This is a genomic window from Arcicella rigui (assembly GCF_034929435.1).
In the GTDB taxonomy this organism is placed as follows: Bacteria; Bacteroidota; Bacteroidia; order Cytophagales; family Spirosomataceae; genus Arcicella; species Arcicella rigui.
The window spans coordinates 134,096-154,635 of sequence record NZ_JAYFUM010000009.1; the positions used below are offsets into that span (position 1 = coordinate 134,096).

Here is a 20,540-nt window from a genome sequence, read left to right on the forward strand (position 1 = left end):
AGTAAAGTTCAAAAACCTTGCCTATCAATAATCAAGCTGTTTTATTCAGATAAACTAAAGCGTACTTGGAAACCTGCTGCCACTGTTGAACGATAATAAGAGTTTGAAACCAATGGATTATTAAACATTTTATCAAAGTAAACATTCACACTTAGGCGTTTATTTACGTTGTAAGATGCCTGTGGACGGAATTGAAAATTGATAAATCCTTGCGTAACAACTGTTTCTGCATCTAATTTTCTCTGAATCGTTCGGGTGTCTCTGATTGTCAAATTAGCACTAAATTTCAAATCATTCGGAAGCCTTACTCTTCTGCCTCTTACATTGAAAGGTACTAACATATTGGCTTTGGTAAAGCCCATTCCTACCGTCAAATCTTTATTGCTTAGTTCATTTACTTGCGAGTTCGCTAAATTCAAACCTACTGTTCTATCTTGGTTATATTCAAATTTCAAAGAAATTTTACTTTTTGTAATAGCATTAAAACCTACAAATGGAGCAAAACGCTCTTCAAATTTGATTACGCTCATCACAAAAACGGGTATCAAAGTACCGTCTGAATTTACTTTAGATGACAGTGGATACATCAAATTATCTAAAGTCAATTGGAATGGGTCTGTATATTCCAAAGATGACACAAAATTTCCTACGCTATAAGTAGAAGTATAAGAATGTGTCAGCGAAATCGTTGAAAATCTTTGCTTAAACCACGGTACATTGGTTAAACCATTGTAATCTACTCGCCAGTTGGGCAAAGGTAAATTCACAAAAGGTGAAAAGCTTACTTTATTCGGTGAAACGCCACTGTATGCCGCAAAAAAAGCAGGAATTAATACATCTTGTGAGTTTAGATTGTATTCGCCAGAACCAGATTTCTGTGAATTAAGTCTTTCTAAAATAATCTGACGATAACTTCTAAAACGATTAAAAATCACGGAATTGTCATCTGGTGAATTACTATCAAAGGTAGTCAAGAAAGATAAAAATGACATACTGTAATTTCCAGAGCGTACAGGACTTTGACTTTGGAATTCTCCCCCAACCGAAGCGGGTCTGAAAAACTCTTGATAATTATCTGTCCTACTCCATTTTCCTTCAATCTGAATTTTGAAATCTCTGACAGGTTCTAAAGCACTTCGGTAGGTGAAATTTTGCGTTCGGGTTTGTACAAATGGAACGTTCTGAACTGTACTTTTAGTAAGCCAACCGTTTTCGGCTGCCCTGAAACGAATATTACCATCCTGACTTCCTGTAATAAAACCAAAACCGGGTGCTGTACTTTGGTTGTTCATCCCAAACAAACCGGGATTTGGCATAAAACCAGCCAAAGTCGTAGATTCATCAATATTATAATTGACATTAATTCCCCTGACAGTCATCAACAAACGAGTAATACTTTTGAGAATGTTGGACTGAGGTTTTATAATTTCTTCATCGTCACCCGGATTTCGAGCAATATTTTTCCTGATAACTCTTGGTTGATTGGCAATTCTTAAAGCTCTTACACGGTTGTAAAGTGCTACTAAATCTATTTTTCCAGTGATTCCTCGGTTTCTGGTATTTTTAATAATATTTCCAAAAGGTGTTCCTAATGAATCTACAATGTTGTAAGAATTCGCCGCATAAGTATAACCAAAACGATGCGAATACTCTGCCGTCATCCAGTCGGTTAGCGGTGATTTATTCAATGGTAAACGCCAAACTGAGTTTACTTGTTGGTCGAAATTTTTCACACGACCAAAGCGTCGTAAATTGGCATTTACTGAATCTCGGTCTTTCTGAGTCGTTAGTTCTCCATAAGGTTCATCAATAATGGCGTTGGCAGTAGCACTATAATTGAGAGTTACGCTTTTAGTTAAATTCCAACCTAAATTATAAAAACGATTAAAAGTCCAGTACTTCTCAAACATCGGAGCTACGCCGTCGGTCGTTAGAATCGGTATTCCACTACTTCCCGAAAGGCTTACTTGTGCATTTCGTAATTGCGTTTTTACAAAACTTCTATCCATTTCAGCACGCAGAGTTACGGAAGTAGGTAAAGGAGCAATATTAAAATCTTTCACCCACTGGAGTAATGGATGTTCGGTTTTCATTCGCCTAAATGGTTCAATGTACCTCGGATTATTGGTGTAAGAGTACCTCAGCCCTCCTCTATGCGAAGTTTGTCGGTATTCATCAATCAGAATACTACTTCTTTTTGTTTCAGCAAAAGCGTAGGTAATACTGATATTTTCAATGTCCCACAAATGCGTAACTGCATTAGGTTTGGTTTTTATTTTCCGAACGTTGGTTAAATTAATACCCTTTCTTTCAGTATTATCTTGTACCATTTTTCGGTACTTTTCACGCTCAATCGGGTTAGAAATGGTGGCTAAAGTACTGTCAAGATAAATGTCTGGGTCGAGCGGGTTATAAGTGGGTGCTACATTTCTTCTATCATAGCTTACGTAAAGTGGGATTTTCATTCCCCATTTTTCAGGAAAAAGCTTGTCGATATTAATATTGGCAGCGATACCATACTCAATCGTATTTTCTCTGGCTCTTTCTGAAATCTTCGATTGTACTCCTCCAAAACCAAAGTTTTTAAACGAACCACTCATCGTTACATTGGCAAAATCTGCCAATTTCAAGCCTAATTTTCCAAGAGCGGCTTGTCCAGAAGTTTGGTCAAAGCCTGATGCTCGTAGTTCATCTACCCAAATACAAAAAGATTTTGCTTGTTCATCGGCTGATTTTGGGTTTCTTACACCAATCATTGTGGTTAGAATAGCACTTTGGTCGGGACGACCCACAACGGTAACAAAATACGTGTGTCCATTATTGCCGACTACTTCTTTTCTGTATGGCGAAGTAAGACTCTTTCCAAGTCGGTCACGTTCTAATTTTACACTTTTGATAACAGCAAAAGGAATATCAATTTCATTTTCTGAACGCCAAACTTCTTCCGAAGTCAATGAAGTAGCATAATGTGTTTGTTTCAAACCTTTAGTTTCTACTTCATAATAGTTGTCTGTCAAGTCAGTACCAATTCTGATAAAAGCTGATACTTTGTCTTCCACATCGTTGTTGGCACTGTTCATGTGGACGAACATTTTAAGGTTTTTATAATTGATAAAATCAAAAAGTGTATTTTTAAAACCTGCTCTTGAATCTCCGTCACGCAAACCATCTACACATAAGCTCAAAGATTGTTCATTCAGTTGTGCGTTAGTAATGGTAGTAATATCTCTGTCTCGAACAAAACCGGGCGGAACTGCATAAGGTACAGTATTATTTCCTTTATTGGCTGGGCCATTTTCTTCGATATTGACGGTCGTGATTCTAAAATTGGCATCATAAGGTTCTGGTACATCCTGCAAACCTCTTGGCGTAAGTTCTCCTGTATATTTACGATATTGAAAACCTGAAAGTTGGAACGAAGTCATACGAAGTACAACGGGTTGTTCCCAACCTGTCAGGAAAGTACGGATAAATCTCATGGATTTAAAGCCATTGACATTCCCTACTTTTGAAGTATATTCTTTGATTGGAATTCTGAACAAGAACCAATCTACGCCGTTTTCGGTGATTTTATCTACAATATAGTTTTGTCCAACCACCATTTTTTCTTGTTTCAAATCTAACTCGTACTGATAATAAGCTTGGTTATCATTTACGGTGTTATCGTTGTTCAAATCTTCACGGTCGGGTTGTTGGTTACTCGATTCTGTATAACCAGAATTTGTATTGGCAGAAGCCGAAGTAGTAGGCGAGTTGTTTTCAAGCCCCATGTAATTTTTATAACGAAGTACAACACTTGAAGTATTGTTATATTTTTCGTTGAGATAATGGACAAAATCATCTCCTGATGGGTCGCTTTCAAATTCTAATAAAGCCGTTTGGTCGGTTACTTTTTTACGAACTTCATCTAAATAAGTACTAAAAAATTTCTGCTCATTTAGGTTTTCATTGTCAGCGGTAGCTCTGTTGGGTAGTCCGTCTAAACCAACATCTTGTAAACTTCTTTCTGAAGTACTTGAGAAAGCATTCGTTACAAACTGTTGATGCGGAGCAAGTCCCCAAATGGTTTGTTCTACATTTAAAGATGTACCAGAAGTAATTTTTTCACCCGCAGGAATACCATTTTCAAAATTTGAAAATCCATCTGGCACAAAATCTTCTGAAATATCACCAATATTAAAAATCAATTTTCCCCCAGTTTGATTTCTTCTTTGGCTATTTACTCTATCCACTGCTAAATCGCCTGTGGCTCTTACAATTCCTAAATCGCCTTCAATCAAGGGATTCATCATCCAAAATTCTAAGGTTTCAATATTGGCATTGTCAAAATCGGTATCCGAAGTAATGGCACGAGTGATAGCTCCAAAGTTTTGCGTTGGATTATTCAAGAAACCTCTATCGTTCAAATCTGTTGAATAATTGTACAAGCCTCTTTCTCCCGGGAAATAAGCAATGTCTAAAACTGCCAATGGAAGCCCTGTAATATTGTTGGCTAACTGGCGATTGGGGAATAAACTTGTTACCGAAACGGCTCTTTCGTAAGCAAACTTCGCTGATTCCTCCGCACTTACTCCACTCACGTTAATATCATAACCGCCACTTCCGTACAAACTGAAATCGGCGATATAAGCCGAAATTTTTGCTCTTTTATAAGCACTGGCATAAGTATTAGTGGCTGCATCAGGAAACATCAAAGGCGTTGAGCCAGGTTTCCAAGATGTCGCCTGACTGCTCAAGCTAAAAATACTTCTACTTGCTTCAAAATCATCAATAAAAGCATTGTCTTGCACTGCCTTATTTACACCCGGTATCAATTGTGCGTACTCTCCTTGAAAATCAATTCCTGACATTTCTTTTGTAGAAATCAAAGGAAGAGCATCTACTAATTTGGTAAGAAATTTTGAAGGACGTTGAATGGAAGCGTCAAAACCGAAAATGGTATTATTAACGGGTTCGTTCCCGATTTGTACTCTGGTTAAAAAATTAGGCGTACTTTCTTTCATGTGTTGAATGGTTGCTCCCAAATGGAAGTTTTGTCCAACGGTATAATCCAAGTGTGTTCCTAATAAAGTACGCACTTGGTTATTGAAAATATCAGGTTTTTCATAACAAATCTTGATTTCTCTACCAGAGTTGGCAAGACCTGTATTATCTAAAATTCTTACTCTTGCCGACTGAGCTTCAACGATATAATCTGTTCCTGCCGTCAGAGGAACACCGCCCACAGATACTTGTACTGATTTTGCATCAACCCCAATCGGAATAGATACATCGCCTCCGCCAGAGGACTGATAACTACCTTTTATGAAAAATTTATCTTTACTGGTAATTTGTGCTGCATCGGTTTGGGTACTACTGTAAAGTTTTTCAAACACATATTTGTCTGCTAATTGAGCTTCATCAATATCAAACTGCTTTTGTAAAGTTGAGCCAAATGGTTCAAGTACAGGAAATATAATTTTACCATTTTTGCTATCAACTGTTACGCCTTCTACAAAGTCAAAGTTTCCATCTACTTGTGCATCTCCGTTTTGATTCAATTTATCAAGTCCCAAAACTCTAATCAAAGGCACATCTTTCAACTTTCTCCCTTCTTGTAAATTAGGGTTATCAACGCCTGTTTGGTCATCTTTATAAACGACTCTCAACTGAAAACCCTGCTTTGACAATTGCATGGCATTGAGTGTGTAAACGTTTTTCATCATCAAATCCCACATCGGATGCTCCAGATTGTTTCGGATGGTTGAAGATTTTAACATTTTCAAAATCAATACTTTATCATCGGCAAGGTCTTGGTAATCTTCTGTAAGCTCTCCTACTTGATGTCTTTGTCCGTTCAAAGTATATTCATAGGAAACTGCAAGAATTTCATCGTTTCTCAAAGGAGTAATCAATGAAATATATCCCAATTCTGGACTGAACTTAAATTCACGGTCAGTAAGTCTTTTTGCCCCACGCAATAAATCAAAGTCAGTTCCTTTGGTCAGTCCAAATTCTGATTGTAAACGATAAGTAGCTTGGTCTGCTTTTCTTACTTCCGAATCGGCTCTTAGCTTATCATACAAACCATTGTTTTTATTGTCAACGGGAGTTTGTGCATTACCGTTGATTGGCTGAATATTTTTACTGATTTTATTATAAGGATTTCCTTCTCCTAAATCAGAGAAAGCTGCCAAATTCCGTAAGGTTTCAGTACTTTGTGTTCGGTTGGTTACATATACTTCAACACGAGTAATAGTAATACCCGAAGTAATAATTGGCAAATTCTTGAGCGAGCGTTCGTAATTATCTCTAAAATAATTTGAAAGGAAAAAGTGTCTATTTTCATCATAAGCACTTGATTTTATTTCAAAAGATTTCCCTTGAGTACCGCCTTTTAGCGTAATACAATCTTGTTTTGAACGCTGTTGTGCAATAACCGTAGTTACGTCTAAATTCCCAAAACGCATCAAAGTTTTCAAACCGAAAAGGTTTTGAACGCCCGGTATCAATTGGCTATTGAGTTGCCACGAGGTATTTCCAACTTCTACATTTTGTAAAATATCTTCTTCATTCGTTCGCCAGTTAAGTTTTAATTGATTTTGAAAATTGAAACTTGCTTTTGTATCAAAATTGGTATTAATATTCAGCTTGTCACCAATTTTTCCTTGAAAGTTGATATTGGCTTGTTCGGTAAAATTCAAATTTCCGATATACCGTTGTTGCACTGGAATCGCTGGATTATCAACAAACTGCCCTAAGTAACCAATGTCCAACAATACAAATCCGTTTGGTTTAAAATCCACTTGAGTGCCTCCGAAAATTCTGTCAATGGCTGGCGGTAATTCAAGTTTTGGCAACAAACCTCTTCCCTTTGTTTCGTCTTTTCCATCTTGCGAAGCAGCGTATTTTCGCCAATAGTCTCGCATAAACCGACTTTCTTGTAGCGTAGAGTATTGCTTAATACTTAGCTGTTCAGCAGGGCGATAGTCTGGATTGCCGTTAAGATTATTGATTTTTTCGTAAACAGATATTTTTCCTGAAGAATCTAATTTAAAATCTGTGCTAAAATTTTTATTGTCTTTCACCACAAATGGAGAAGAAGGCGTTTTTTCAGAAAAACGAGTAGCACGACGGTCTTTTAATTTTAAGCGAGGATATTTACCCGATTTTTTAAGGGTGGTGTCGGTAATAGCAGAAAATAATTTTCGTGAAGTATTCGGTGCCAGATGATGTGCTAATTCACGCACAGGCGAAACCCATGCAAGAGAAGCAAAAACTGACAATATAAAACCTCCAGAAAGTAAGTAAAACTTTTTTCGTTGCACAGTTAAGTAGCTTGATAGTCAAATACCGAAGTATTTTGTTTGATGTGGCACTATTGAGAAATTAACACTCTAATCAATCTCAATAAGGTAAAGTTGGACTCTTTACCTTATTTTCAAACGTCTGTATGATACTCAATATTTTCAAGAAGTAATTTTTTAACATAATATTTCTTGAAAACTAAAACAATTATCGTAACGCCATTTTAATTAATTGTTCTACCGTAATATCTTGTCCTTCTTTTTTCAAAATGGCGTCTATACTTTTCTCTGCTACATTTTTCGGTATTCCCAAAGTAACTAAGGCTGCCAAAGCTTCGTTTCTCACTTTGGTACTTTGTACTGGGAACATCGAAGGCGTAGCAGTACCCAACATATTTTCTTTCCTGAGCTTATCTTTGAGTTCGATAATGGCTCTTTGAGCGGTTTTTGCTCCAATTCCTTTGATACTCTGAATCGTTTTTACGTCTTCGTTCATGATTGCATGACGAATTTCAGCCGATGACATCGACGACAACATGACCAAAGCAGTACTTGGCCCAATCCCAGATACACTCACCAAATCCAAGAAAAGTGTTTTTTCATCAGGTTCTTTAAAACCGTATAAAATATGGGCGTCTTCTCGGATATTCAAAAATGTGTAGAGTTTACAGCGTTCTGTTCCGTCTTGCAAAGCGGCATAGGTTTGTAATGAAATCTTGATTTCATAGCCAACACCATGCACGTCAATAATAACGTAGGCAGGGTCTTTATAAGTCAATTTACCGTCGATATAGGCAATCATCTAAACTTTTGTATTAATAGAAATTCTTACGTTGTCTTTTCTAAACGATAGATTTTCTCCTTTGTGAATATATTTGATAAATTCAAAAATACGCAAAAGTCCGCATAACACAAATGTCATACGGACTTTTAAATTAATGTCTGTTGGCTAAAGCCTTCGTTTATGAAACTCGGATTTTCATTCCAGCTTTTACAATATTACTTTTTATTCCGTTGAGCTTTTTCAATTTGTCAATTGAAATACCGCCATAACGTTGTGAAATATTCCAAAGTGTATCGCCATCTTGTACATTATGGAAACGTACTTTTCCTTTACGAACGTTTTCTTTGTCTTTATGATTTGAACGTGCGTACTTAATCGTACTTGAAACCGCTACTTCTTTGAAAATCACTAATTTTTGTCCGGGCTGAATCATAGAGTTTTTCAAATGATTCCACACTTTAATATCATAAACATCTACATCAAAACGCTCGGCAATATCACTCAAATTATCTTTTTTACGCACTACATATACTTTCTTTTTCGGCTTTTTGTTGATTACAACATCTTCCATGTCGTCTTCAATCGTTTCTTTGTTTTCCGTAACCGCAGCGGCAGTTAAGTTTGCCTTCAAAGTAGTATCATCAGTCCTTCTTGCTAATAATATTTCAGTATTTTGTTGAGCTTTCTCAAAAATTGAAGCGGGCATTTTAGTTGCCGAATCCAAAATTGTTTTACGATTATCTTTGAAAAAAGCTAAGTCGTATTTAGGAAGTCTCAACTGAAAATTACGAGTCTGACTTGGTAAAATATGAGTCAAAACGTGTGGGTTCAATCTTTGAATATCTTCTAAACAAATATTACTCAAAGAGGCGAATTTATCTAAGTCAATATAAGAGTTTACAAGGATAGTATCGTGTGGAAGTGCTGTTTCTAAATTTTCAGCATAAATATCATGTGAATCAGCATGGTTCATCATGTACAAAATACCAATATACTGTGGCACATAAGCACGGGTTTCACGAGGCAAATAATTGTAAATTTCCCAGAAAGTTTGTCCACCATTACTTTTGCGAATAGCTCTACGCACATTTCCCGGCCCTGTGTTGTATGCCGCTAAAACCAAATGCCAGTCTCCGAAAATATTATACAACTGACGCATATATTTACAGGCAGCTTCAGTAGCTTTTTCAGGGTCAAAACGTTCATCTACGTACTCATCTATCTTCAAACCAAAATCTACACGAGCAGTTTTTGGCATAAACTGCCACAAACCACCTGCCCCAGCACGAGATATTACTTTAGGGTTCAGACCTGATTCAATCAATGACAAATACTTCAGTTCGTCGGGTAGATTATATTTCTTTAAATACTTCTCATACAAAGGGAAAAAAACACCTTTACGTTCGAGCATCGTTTTCGTAAACGAAGGTTTACGGTAGGCAAAATACTCTACAAACTGATGAGTAACAGTATTATATGTAAGAGGAATCTCTTTTTGAAGGGCTAATAAACGAGGCTCTACAATCTTAGGGTCGATTAACCAAGTAGGCTCAGGTTCAACAATTGGCTGTACATTTGTTACCGTCGTGGTATCTGTTTTCGCAGTTTCTTGGTCTGGGCCTGCTGTTATTTGGGCATTTGTCATTGTGCCTACCAAGAGTAAACAAGCAAGACTAAATGTTCTAAAAGTGGCAAGTATCATACGGTAAGGATGGGTCAATCATTTATTAATGGTTCAATTACAAAACTAACAAGTACAAATTTAATTAAATTATACTTAAAAAACGAACAACATTTTGTATTAATAAAAGAATGTGTAGTCTTTAATAAAGAAATAAGCTTTTTGCTTTTTTTATTAAAAATGGAAACGGCAGACAGTGAATTGACTACAAGATTAGTCTTTAAAAAAATTTCCCTTATCCTTCTTTGTGAAGATTCAGGATAAGGGAAATGATAAAATGTAATTATTTTAATATCTGTAAAAAGATAAAAACTCAAAATTTTTAGTTTTGATACAATTCCTGAGCAAAAGCTAATAACGATGCTTCTTCAAAAGCACCAGCCATTACTTGAAACCCAATTGGCATTCCGTCGTTATCTAATCCATTTGGAACTGAAATGGCAGGTAAGCCAACTACATTTGCTTGAACGGTAAACAAGTCGCCCAAATACATTTGTAATGGGTCAGATGTTTTTTCTCCTAATTTGTAGGCGGTGGTTGGCGTAGTTGGGCAAACCAAAAAGTCGTATTCAGATAATAAATTATCGGTATATTCTTTAATCAAGCGTCTGGCTTTTTGTGCTTTGGTATAGTAGGCATCGTAATAACTTGCACTTAGCACAAAAGTGCCTAACATGATTCTTTTTCTTACTTCTTTGCCAAAACCTTCAAACCTTGATTTTTTATAAAGCGACATCAAATCCGTAGCCTCAGCACTTCTATGTCCATAACGAACGCCATCAAACCTTGATAAGTTTGAACTCGCCTCTGCGGTGGTCAAGGTATAGTAAGTAGGTAAGAAGTATTTTATCAAGGGAAAATCAACTGCTTCTACTTGATGACCTTGGGCTTTCAACAACTCCAATTTCGCCAATGTGGCAGCTTTTACTTCTGCTTGCAAACCTTCACTTTCTACGGCTTCTTTCAAATAACCAATCTTAAAGGTTTTCTTTTCTGACTGATAATTTGAATAAGAAGGTACTTCTTTTCTTGAAACTGTACTATCGTTTTCGTCTTTTCCAGCAATTACTTCTAATAAAATAGCGGCATCAGAAACTGATTTTGTAATAGGCCCGATACAATCAAATGAAGAAGCGTAGGCAATCAAACCCCAACGAGATACACGAGTATAAGTAGGTTTTAGCCCAACTAAGCCACAAAAACCAGCTGGCATTCTTACCGAACCACCTGTATCTGTACCCAAAGAAGCCAAACACATATCTGCTTGAACTGCCACTGCCGAACCACCCGATGAACCACCTGCTACACGATTTTCACCCACCGCATTTAAACATGGCCCAAAGGCTGAATTTTCATTGGTTGAACCCATTCCGAATTCATCACAGTTCTGACGACCAATAATAATGGCATCTTCATCAATCACTCTTTGTACAGCCGTAGCGGTAAATTGTGATTCAAAACCATTTAAAATCTTACTTCCTGCTTGTGAAACGTGGTCTTTATAACAAAGCAAATCTTTAATTCCCAAAACCATCCCAGCCAATTTTTTAGCTGTTCCAGCTTTGATTTTAGCATCAATTTCGTCAGCTTTTGCTAAAGCTTCTTCATCAAAAACTGATAAAAAAGCGTTCAACGTTTTGTTCTTCTCCTCAATATTTCTCAAATAGAATTCTACTAACTGGCGACAAGTAAGGCTACCAGCGTAAAGGTCTGTTTGAATATCTTTTAAGGTTGAATATACTTTCATAAATAATTCTAAATTTTAGTGTAATGTCAATAAATACCTGAAAATCAGAGAATTTTATTGATAATATTTGCTAACAAAGAGTACCAAGTTTTAATTTTGTCCAATTGCTTAACAAAACAAAAGCATAGTCAAGACGGGAAAAATCATCTTGACTATGCTCTGGTCAAAAATACTTTAATACTATTTTGTATCGTCTTCTAAGCCTTTAGTAATTTGCTCAGTAACATCTTTCTGAGCTTCCTTGAATTCTTTGATGCCTTTTCCTAAGCCTTTCATTAATTCTGGTAATTTTTTACCGCCAAAAAATAACAACACAGCTAAACCCACCAAAATTAATTCTGGACCGCCCATGTTTAAAAAGATAAAAATTGAAGTAAGTTCCATGTCCTTAGTTATTAAATATTTGCGTAAAGATAAGCAATGATTTTAGATTTTAGTTTTCAGTTTTTAGTTTTTCTTTTATCAGAATAGCATACAGAGCCTTGTAAAGGCTCTATTCCGACAATAATTCACCTTTTTCCCAAGCGATAAAATTCTCAATATCTGTTCTGAGCGAAGTAAATACCCACATGACCAAAGCCAAATCATCGGAAAGCCCTATAATTGGTAAAAAATCAGGAATAAAGTCGAATGGTGAAATAAAATAAATCAAAACTGTTAGAATCTTTAAAATAGAACTCCAAGGCACTATTCTATATTGCCCCGATACATAAGCTTTTACCATTCTACTGAGCGTTGTAATTCGGTCGGCAAGTACTTGTCCGATTCCCTTGTTTTCTTTTTGAGCTACTTCTTTGGCTTTGGTGAGTGTTTCTCTTAATAATTCCAAAATTGCCAAACCTGCTCCTGCATATTTTCCCGCTTTTTTAGAAGCAGTTTTAAAGAAAACTGATTTTAATACTCGGCTCAATAATTCTTTATTTTCCATGATTTAGTAGATTGATTATCATTTACTTTCAGCGAATTTACGCTATTAACGCAAGACAAATATACAATTTACCAAACTTTTACTAAGAATTTTACAAAAAAGGCTTGTAAAAAAAACTCTGAATAAGCAAATGGCTTACTTTTGCGTTATATTTTCAACATATTTATAAAACAATTAATTCAAATCAATTATGTCAAAAATAACTGTTGTTGGTGCAGGAGCTGTGGGTGCAACCACTGCTGATAACATTGCCCGTAAAGAATTAGCATCGGAAGTAGTATTACTTGACATCAAGCAGGGTTTTGCTGAAGGAAAAGCCTTAGATATGTTTCAAACTGCTGCCATTTTGGGTTGGGATACTAAATTAAAGGGTGTTACAAATGACTATTCTCAGACTGCCAATTCAGATGTAGTGGTTATTACTTCTGGGCTTCCTCGTAAACCGGGTATGACTCGTGAAGAGTTAATTGGTGTAAACGCTGGCATTGTAAAATCAGTAGTTGATAATATTTTGAAATATTCGCCTGATGCTATTTTTGTGATTGTATCTAACCCAATGGATACTATGACTTACTTGGCATTGAAGGCTTCTGGCTTACCTAAAAATCGTATTATTGGTATGGGTGGAGCTTTAGACTCAGCTCGTTTCAAGTGCTATTTGTCTTTAGCCATGAATGTTTCTCCAAATGATTTACACGCATCGGTAATCGGTGGACACGGAGATACTACTATGATTCCTCTTACTCGTTTGGCTACTTGGAACGGTACTCCAGTGGCAAATTATTTAGATGAAGCTACACTTGGCAAAGTGGCTGCTGATACTATGGTGGGTGGTGCTACACTTACTGGTTTATTGGGTACTTCTGCTTGGTATGCTCCGGGTGCTGCAAGTTTATCGGTAGTAGAGTCTATCATTCGTGATGAAAAACGTGTTATTCCTTGTTCAGTATTATTAGAAGGCGAGTACGGTCAGTCTGATATTTGTTTGGGCGTACCTGTTGTTTTAGGCAAAACTGGTTGGGAAAAAATCATCGACTACAACTTGAATGAAGCTGAACAAGCATTATTTGCTAAATCAGCAGATGCTGTTCGTAACATGAACAATGTATTAAGTACTTTAGAATTGTAGTAAATTTATATATCAAAAAAAGGCTACCTCAAAATTTTTGAGGTAGCCTTTTTTATTTAATAAATCAATGAAGAGACAATTTATATTTGGGATTTCTGATTTCAGAAATATGATAAATACTCCTTAACAAGCTATTTTAAAAGCCGAAATCCGAAATCCGAAATCAATACATTACCTTGTCAATCTATAAATAAACAAAGCCGTTCGTTGCACTAATTTTGGAAACTCTTTAATATTCATCGTTTCACCGGGTGCATGAGCTCCTCTGCCCGAAGCTCCCAGACCGTCCAAACAAGCGACATACTTGGCAATATAAGAAATATCCCCTGCTCCTCTCGAACCTGGGTCGCCAGCTTGTACAGGGCCGAATCCTAAATCTATGCTTACTTTGCTAAGTTCTGCCAATAGTTGTTCGTTTTCTTTGGTAGGTTCCATGGCAGGAATGCCATCTTGAAAAGTAATTTCAGCCTTTGTTTTATTTAAACTTTGGGCTACAATTTCTTTCATTTTCAAACGAGCATTTTCTTTTTGACTTTCTGTTAAAAAGCGTAAATCACCCGAAACAATTACTCTTGGAGCAATAATATTATCTTTCCCGATAGCTTCCTTATTATCGTTAATTTCAGAACCTCCCACTATCAAACCCGGATTGAAAGTTAGATACCGTTCTTGACTCAACTTTTCTCTGAATTCATTCAAAATTCTGGCGGCTTCATAAATTGCTCCGTATCCAGCTTGCTGACTAAAAATCGTTGAAGAGTGTCCCATTACTCCTTTTACATTTAATTTCCATCCACTCGAACCTCTACGAGCAGTCGCCACTGTGTTCATACCTACGGCTGTTTCAAAAGCCAATGCTATTTCAGCCTGCTTGGCTCTTTCGATAAAATCTTTACGACTAATACTGGTTGGTCGTCCTGCACTTTCTTCATCTCCTGTAAAATAGGCAGTCAGCGAAGTATTTTCTAAAAGTCCATTGGCTTGCAATGCTTTCAAAGCGGCTATCAAAACTACATCTCCGCCTTTCATATCGTTTACGCCTTGGCCAGTTACTGTCGAATCATTTACATAAGAATAGGGCGTAAATGTCATTGCTTTTTCAAAAACTGTATCTAAATGTCCAATCAAAAAAAGTTTTTTGCCTGCTTTCCCTTTTCTTTCAGCCACTAAATGCCCTGCACGCTTCAAAGAATCTGGCAATGAAACCCATTCTGTTTGAAAACCTAAATTATCAAACTCTTTTCTGAGAATCGCTCCTACTTCTTTGACACCTTCGGTATTCAAAGTACCGCTATTGATATTTACAATTTTCTTGAGAAGAGCTTCAGATTCTGACAACTGCTGATTGACAGTATTGACAATCTTTTGCTCGGTAGTATTTAATTTTTGGGCTTCAGCTTGAAGCAAACTTGCAAGAAGTAAGGATGAAGTTAAAATGATTTTTTTCATGTAATTTTTATTTATTTAAACTAAAAATAAGGCTTTTAAGAGAAAAAAAGAAACCTTATTATCTCAAAGAGTATTTATCGAAAGAAAAAACTTATGTTCATAAAGGTTTTTTCCTTTATGATGAGTCTTACAGAATCAACCTTATAAAGGATGGCTTGATGTAAAATAAATTATCAAAAAAATATTTTTTTAAAATGAAGTATTTTCAAACTCAAATTTGTACAAACTCAGTTTTTAATTGTTTTTTTTGATGATTTTTCAAAATAAAGGGCTTTTTTTGCGATAAAAGAATTATTTTAGAATTCACGTACCAAACAAAGCATTACAATCATGTAACTTTTTTGTAGTAATTTCGTATTAAATACAATTAAGCAATTAGCATAAACTAAAAAAGTATGAAAAAATTAATTTTGTTTGCCTCAACTATCGTAATCATGTCTTCTTGCGTTAGCAAGAAAAAATTAGCGGCAGCTCAAGCAGATTATGCAAACTTAAAAGCAAGTATGGAGAAAATGGCTTCTTCTTCTAAGCTTAGTTTGAAAGACTGTGAAGACAAAGTAGCTAAATTGGAAGCGGACTTGAACGCTAAAGACAGCGAATTACAAACTAAAACCAAATTATTGAAAGGCTTGGAAGACCAAGTTGACTATTTGAAAAAAACTAACACTAACTTGTTAGACAGAATGTCAGACCTTTCAGTAGTTAGTAAGTCTGGTGCTGAAAGTATCAAAAAATCTTTGGAAACTTTGAACGAACAAAGCAAGTATATCAAAGATTTGAACTCTTCAGTTCAACGTAAAGATTCTTTGAATTTAGCTTTAGTAATGACATTGAAACGTTCATTAGCTGATGTAAATGACGAAGATGTAACTGTTGAAGTGAAAAAAGGTGTAGTTTACATCTCTATTTCTGACAAAATGTTATTCCAGTCGGGTAGTGCTGTAATCAACCAAAAAGCTGAAGCTGTTTTAGAAAAAGTAGCTAAAGTTGTAAACGACCACAAAGATTTAGACATCTTAGTTGAAGGTCATACTGATAGTGTACCTATTTCAACTGACTGTTTGAAAGATAACTGGGATTTAAGTACAAAACGTGCTACTTCAGTTGTTCGTTTATTACAAACTAAATTCAGCGTAGCTCCTGAGCGTATGACTGCTGGTGGACGTTCTGAATATGCTCCTAAAGATTCTAACGATAAGAGTACTGGACGTAAATTGAACCGTAGAACTGAAATTATCGTAACTCCTAAATTGGATCAATTCTTCCAATTATTAACTCAAGGAAAATAATTTTAGATTCCATTTCATAAAAAAAGCTGTTTTCTTCCCGAAAACAGCTTTTTTATTTTTACAGAAAATAGCCTTTACTTATCTCCAAGAATGAGTGGCATATTCCCTTTTCCTCCTAAAATAATTACTTTGGTATTCGGTGAAGTAGCAATTTCTTTCTGAGCTTTAATGGCTTCATATTGCAATTGTTTATCGCTCAAGCCCGTAGAAAGTATTTTTTGGTAATCTGCTATACCTTGTGCTTCTACTCTTTTTCGCTCGGCTTCTTGCTTTTCTTTTTGAAGTACAAACTGCATTTTTTGTGCATCCTGTTCAGCATTAATTTTCGATTCTATCGTCTGTTTTACCGAAGTGGGTAAGTTGATATTTCTTACCAAAAGTTGTTCAAGTAAAAGACCTCTTTGACGTAAATCTTTTTCAATAGATTTAAAAATTCTATTCTGAAATTCATCTCTTTTAGTTGAATACAAAGCAACGGCATCATAATAAACGGCATTATCTCTGATTTTTGTACGAGTAATTGGTCTTACTACTTTATCGTTGTAGTCTAAACCTATTTCTTTGAAAATCTTAGGTGCTTCTCCCGGAATTACTCTGTACAACACGGTAAGGTCGATAATTACTTCCAAACCGTCTGCCGTTAATACTCTAATCGCATCGTCGCCATCTTTACTTCCTTCATCGTGAATAGCCGACATGGTATAGTTTTGTGTTTTGGTATCAAAAGTTTGTACTTCTGCCAAAGGGTTTACAAAATTCAAACCACTGGAAAGAATATTTGGATTGACATTACCAAATAAAGATTGAACGCCCACTTCGCCAGCATCAATTTGCTTGACACCCGAAGAAAGTACACCAATGATTAATAAAATTCCTCCGACAACTTTTACAGGACGAGAAAACTTCGCAAACGTGAGAGCAGGTGTATTAATCGAAAAACCTGCTACAATGACAATCAGTCCAATGATAATTAAAAACATGGTCTTGGTTTATTTAAGTGATTTTGAGCCTATTTACAGTAATTTTAAAATCCTCTGTAAACAAAAACAGTATCAAATATTCACTACTTGATACTGTTTTATTCTGAAATAGTATGAATGGTATGTTTGAGGGATTGGAAGGATAAATTCCTGAAATATTAACAATTAGATTAATAATGAATACCCAAACGCTGATAAATGAAGCTCATCAACCAAGCTGGGCCAATCATAAGAAAGAGTAAATCTTTGAAAAATGAGGGTTTTTTACCTTCTACTTTATGCCCCCAAAATTGACCAATCCAAGCCAAAACAAAAATGGTGACACAAACTTGCCACAAGGGAACAAAATTTAAGTCTTCTATCAAATAACAAAGAAATATACAAAAAGAAGAAAAGAGGAACATCCCGAAGGACAAAGATTTTGAAAGGGTAAAATAGAAAATCAAGGTAAACGTTAATATGACTAATGCTACATTCCCTTGAATTTGCCCAATATTGAAGTATGAAATTTTAATAGTGTACAACAAACCTAAAATACTAAAAAAAATAAGTGGCACACAAATCCAATGAATTGTTTTGTTAGTGGGATTTTGGTGGCTTTCTCCATATTCTTCAAGCCATTTGTCTATTGATTTCATTTGAGTATGAATATTGAGTGGTTTAACAATATACAATTATACAAATATTTCTTCAAATAAGTCAATAAAATTATATATTTTTTGTACTATTCTATTAAGAGATGTTCTGAATTAATAAAATATACTGACGCATTTCAAAATCGTGTAACTTCGTAAGCAAAATGTATTCAAACCAAAAAAAACTTTAAAAAGTGTTTATTGAACCTTATCACAACCAACATCAACAAAATACTATAAAAACAGGCTGGATAGAAGTAGTCTGCGGTTCGATGTTTTCTGGAAAAACAGAAGAATTAATTCGTCGATTGAATCGTGCAAGAATTGCCAAACAAAAGGTTGCAATTTTCAAGCCTTCTATTGATACTCGCTATCATCAAGCAAATATTGTGTCACATAATGCTTCTTCTATTAGCTCTACTCCCATTCAAAACTCCATTGAAATACTCCATCTTGCAGGCGACTGCGACGTAGTGGGTATAGATGAAGCTCAGTTTTTTGATGAAAAAATTGTGGAAATAGCCAATCAATTAGCCAATGAAGGCAAAAGAGTAATTGTTGCAGGCTTGGATATGGATTTTCAAGGAAATCCATTTGGGCCAATGCCCAAATTAATGGCAATTGCCGAATACATCACAAAAGTTCATGCTGTTTGTATGGTTTGTGGCGATGTAGCCAATTACTCTTACCGCAAAACAGCCATCAAAGAACAAGTAATGCTTGGCGAAACCGACAGCTACGAAGCCCGATGCCGCAAATGTTTTCATTTGTAAAATACAAGCGTAATGATACCAAATTTGAAAAAAATACCATATTTCTTGCTGATTACTTGCCTTGTTTTTCTGACGAACAAGCTGAATGCACAAACGCCCATTGGTACTTGGCAAACCTATTTTAACTACGCCAAAGCCAAACAAGTACTGGTATTGGGAAACAAAATTTATTGTATCAGCGAAAATGGATTTTTCTATTATGACACCTCCGAAAACCAAGCCATTACTTTATCAAAAATAGATGGACTCAGCGAAGTAGGCATTGCAAAAATTCATTACGTGGCTTCAAGGCAAAGTATTATTATCGCTTACACTTCTGGTAATATCGACATACTTAGCCTTTCGTCCACCAACGAACCACTTGAAATCAGTAATATTTCTTTATTGAAAGAATCGACTATTCAAGGAAGTAAAGGGGTAAATCATATCGCCTCCAAAGATAATTTAGCCTATTTATCTTACAACTTTGGCTTGGTAGTTTTGGACGTAGCTAAGCAAGACATTAAAGAAACCTATCAAAATTTAGGAGACAAGGGTTCATCTATCGAGATTTATAAAACTGCTTTTGCCAACGACAGCATTTACTTGGCAACTTCGGTTGGAATCAGAAAGGCAAAGTATGCGAGTAATGTCAATTTGCAATATTTTGGTAATTGGTCAACTTTATACCCAGTCAAAAGTACGCTAAGTACTTGGCAAAATGGTATTCTTGTGGCTGATAACTCTGGAAAGATTTTTTCATATCAGAATGGCAAAAGCACTAATTTAATCGACCTCAGTAATAAAATTGATGTATTAGAAATCCTGCAAGCCAATAAATACTGGGTTTTGACAGGAACGTCGAGTAATATTTTAGATTTATCCCAAAACACATACAGCAGTTTTGGCAATGCCAATATTAAGGCAATCAAAGATTTACAAGTTGATGCACAAGGGAAATACTGGTTGGCTGATTATCAGAATGGTTTGATGAGTAACTCAGAAGGCAGTTTCAAATCTTATAGTCCACAAAGTTTGGATACGCTTTACCAAAACCGTAAAGATTCAGTTGTAGCAGATACCGAGGGAAATCTATGGATTAGAGGCTCAGTTTTTGGTGGCATTCTTGTCAAAAATTCAAGTAATCAACAAAAGTATATTTCTACGGGAATCGGCTATGGAAATTTGCCAAGTAGCAATGTGAAAACTTTGGTTTTGGATAAAGATGGACAAATGTGGACGGGAACAGACAAAGGAGTAGTCGTTTTTGACAGTCCGAGTAATGTTTTTTCGGGAAGCAACTTTGATGCTTACACGCCCATTTATGAAAAGAGGCGATTACTGGGCAATGAAACAGTCAATACGATTGCAGTGGATGGCGGAAATCGTAAATGGATGGGAACAAACAATGGATTGTTTCTATTCAGTTCAGATGGTACTTCATTGGTTTCGCAATTTACTGAAAGTGATTCTCCTTTGCCCTCAAACGAAATTTTATATGTAAAAACCGACAGCAAAGGCGAAGTATTTATTAGAACATCAAAAGGTTTGGTTTCTTACAGAGGCACAGCCACAGAAAGTACTTCTTTACAATCTGAAAATACCGTAAAAGTATTTCCTAACCCTGTTCGCCCTGATTTTGAAGGAACAATCGGTATTGAAGGCTTGGTAGAAAATGCTTTTGTAAAAATCACTGATATTGCTGGCAATCTCATTTATGAAACTCAGGCAAATGGCGGAACTGCCACTTGGAATGGAAAAACACTTGCAGGTAAAAAAGCAGAAACAGGCATTTATTTGATTTTTAGCGGAAATGCTAAAGGAGAAGAAACTTTAGTGAATAGATTGGTCATTGTAAAATAATAAGGGTTTAGCCTTCA

13 protein-coding genes are annotated in these 20,540 nt (G+C 35.8%); 4 read left to right on the top strand and 9 right to left on the bottom strand.

The features are described 5' to 3' along the window. Positions 1–41 precede the first annotated feature (41 nt). The 6 genes from sov to VB248_RS09395 all read right to left on the bottom strand — a co-directional run bounded on the left by sov (position 42) and on the right by VB248_RS09395 (position 12,426). Positions 42–7,307, bottom strand: coding sequence for a T9SS outer membrane translocon Sov/SprA (gene sov, locus VB248_RS09370; protein ID WP_323296506.1), 7,266 nt, complete (start codon positions 7,305–7,307; stop codon positions 42–44). A 187-nt stretch (positions 7,308–7,494) separates the two neighbouring features. Then, a complete protein-coding gene (gene ruvA, locus VB248_RS09375; protein WP_323296507.1) occupies positions 7,495–8,088 on the bottom strand; it encodes a Holliday junction branch migration protein RuvA in 594 nt (197 codons plus the stop codon). A gap of 160 nt (positions 8,089–8,248) precedes the next feature. Further along, entirely contained in the window at positions 8,249–9,772 is a 1,524-nt protein-coding gene (locus VB248_RS09380; protein ID WP_323296508.1) for a lytic transglycosylase domain-containing protein, read from the bottom strand. A 301-nt stretch (positions 9,773–10,073) separates the two neighbouring features. Next, positions 10,074–11,498, bottom strand: coding sequence for an Asp-tRNA(Asn)/Glu-tRNA(Gln) amidotransferase subunit GatA (gatA, locus tag VB248_RS09385; protein ID WP_323296509.1), 1,425 nt, complete (start codon positions 11,496–11,498; stop codon positions 10,074–10,076). A 180-nt stretch (positions 11,499–11,678) separates the two neighbouring features. After that, a complete protein-coding gene (locus VB248_RS09390) occupies positions 11,679–11,882 on the bottom strand; it encodes a Sec-independent protein translocase subunit TatA/TatB (protein ID WP_323296510.1) in 204 nt (67 codons plus the stop codon). Positions 11,883–11,991: 109 nt separating this feature from the next. Then, positions 11,992–12,426, bottom strand: coding sequence for a YkvA family protein (locus VB248_RS09395; RefSeq protein WP_323296511.1), 435 nt, complete (start codon positions 12,424–12,426; stop codon positions 11,992–11,994). 190 nt (positions 12,427–12,616) lie between these two features. Here VB248_RS09395 and mdh point away from each other — a divergent pair, with 190 nt between their 5' ends. Next, the gene (mdh, locus tag VB248_RS09400; RefSeq protein WP_323296512.1) at positions 12,617–13,555 is read left to right on the top strand and encodes a malate dehydrogenase; all 939 of its coding nucleotides are present in this window, start codon (positions 12,617–12,619) and stop codon (positions 13,553–13,555) included. Between the two features lie 171 nt (positions 13,556–13,726). Here the strand turns inward: mdh and VB248_RS09405 are convergent, their stop codons facing one another. Then, positions 13,727–15,004, bottom strand: a complete 1,278-nt coding sequence (locus VB248_RS09405) for a M20/M25/M40 family metallo-hydrolase (RefSeq protein WP_323296513.1) — start codon at positions 15,002–15,004, stop codon at positions 13,727–13,729. A 395-nt stretch (positions 15,005–15,399) separates the two neighbouring features. Here VB248_RS09405 and VB248_RS09410 point away from each other — a divergent pair, with 395 nt between their 5' ends. After that, positions 15,400–16,293: an OmpA/MotB family protein gene (locus VB248_RS09410; protein ID WP_323296514.1), complete on the top strand. Its 894-nt coding sequence runs from the start codon at positions 15,400–15,402 to the stop codon at positions 16,291–16,293. Positions 16,294–16,367: 74 nt separating this feature from the next. Here the strand turns inward: VB248_RS09410 and VB248_RS09415 are convergent, their stop codons facing one another. Beyond that, complete coding sequence (locus VB248_RS09415) at positions 16,368–17,273, bottom strand: prohibitin family protein (RefSeq protein WP_323296515.1); 906 nt, start codon at positions 17,271–17,273, stop codon at positions 16,368–16,370. Positions 17,274–17,443: 170 nt separating this feature from the next. Next, positions 17,444–17,911: an Mpo1 family 2-hydroxy fatty acid dioxygenase gene (locus VB248_RS09420; RefSeq protein WP_323296516.1), complete on the bottom strand. Its 468-nt coding sequence runs from the start codon at positions 17,909–17,911 to the stop codon at positions 17,444–17,446. Between the two features lie 191 nt (positions 17,912–18,102). On the opposite strand from VB248_RS09420, the gene VB248_RS09425 reads away from it, so the two are divergent. Then, complete coding sequence (locus VB248_RS09425; RefSeq protein WP_323296517.1) at positions 18,103–18,681, top strand: thymidine kinase; 579 nt, start codon at positions 18,103–18,105, stop codon at positions 18,679–18,681. A 24-nt stretch (positions 18,682–18,705) separates the two neighbouring features. After that, on the top strand, positions 18,706–20,523 hold the full coding sequence (porZ, locus tag VB248_RS09430; RefSeq protein WP_323296518.1) for a type IX secretion system anionic LPS delivery protein PorZ: 1,818 nt from the start codon (positions 18,706–18,708) through the stop codon (positions 20,521–20,523). Positions 20,524–20,540: the final 17 nt, after the last annotated feature.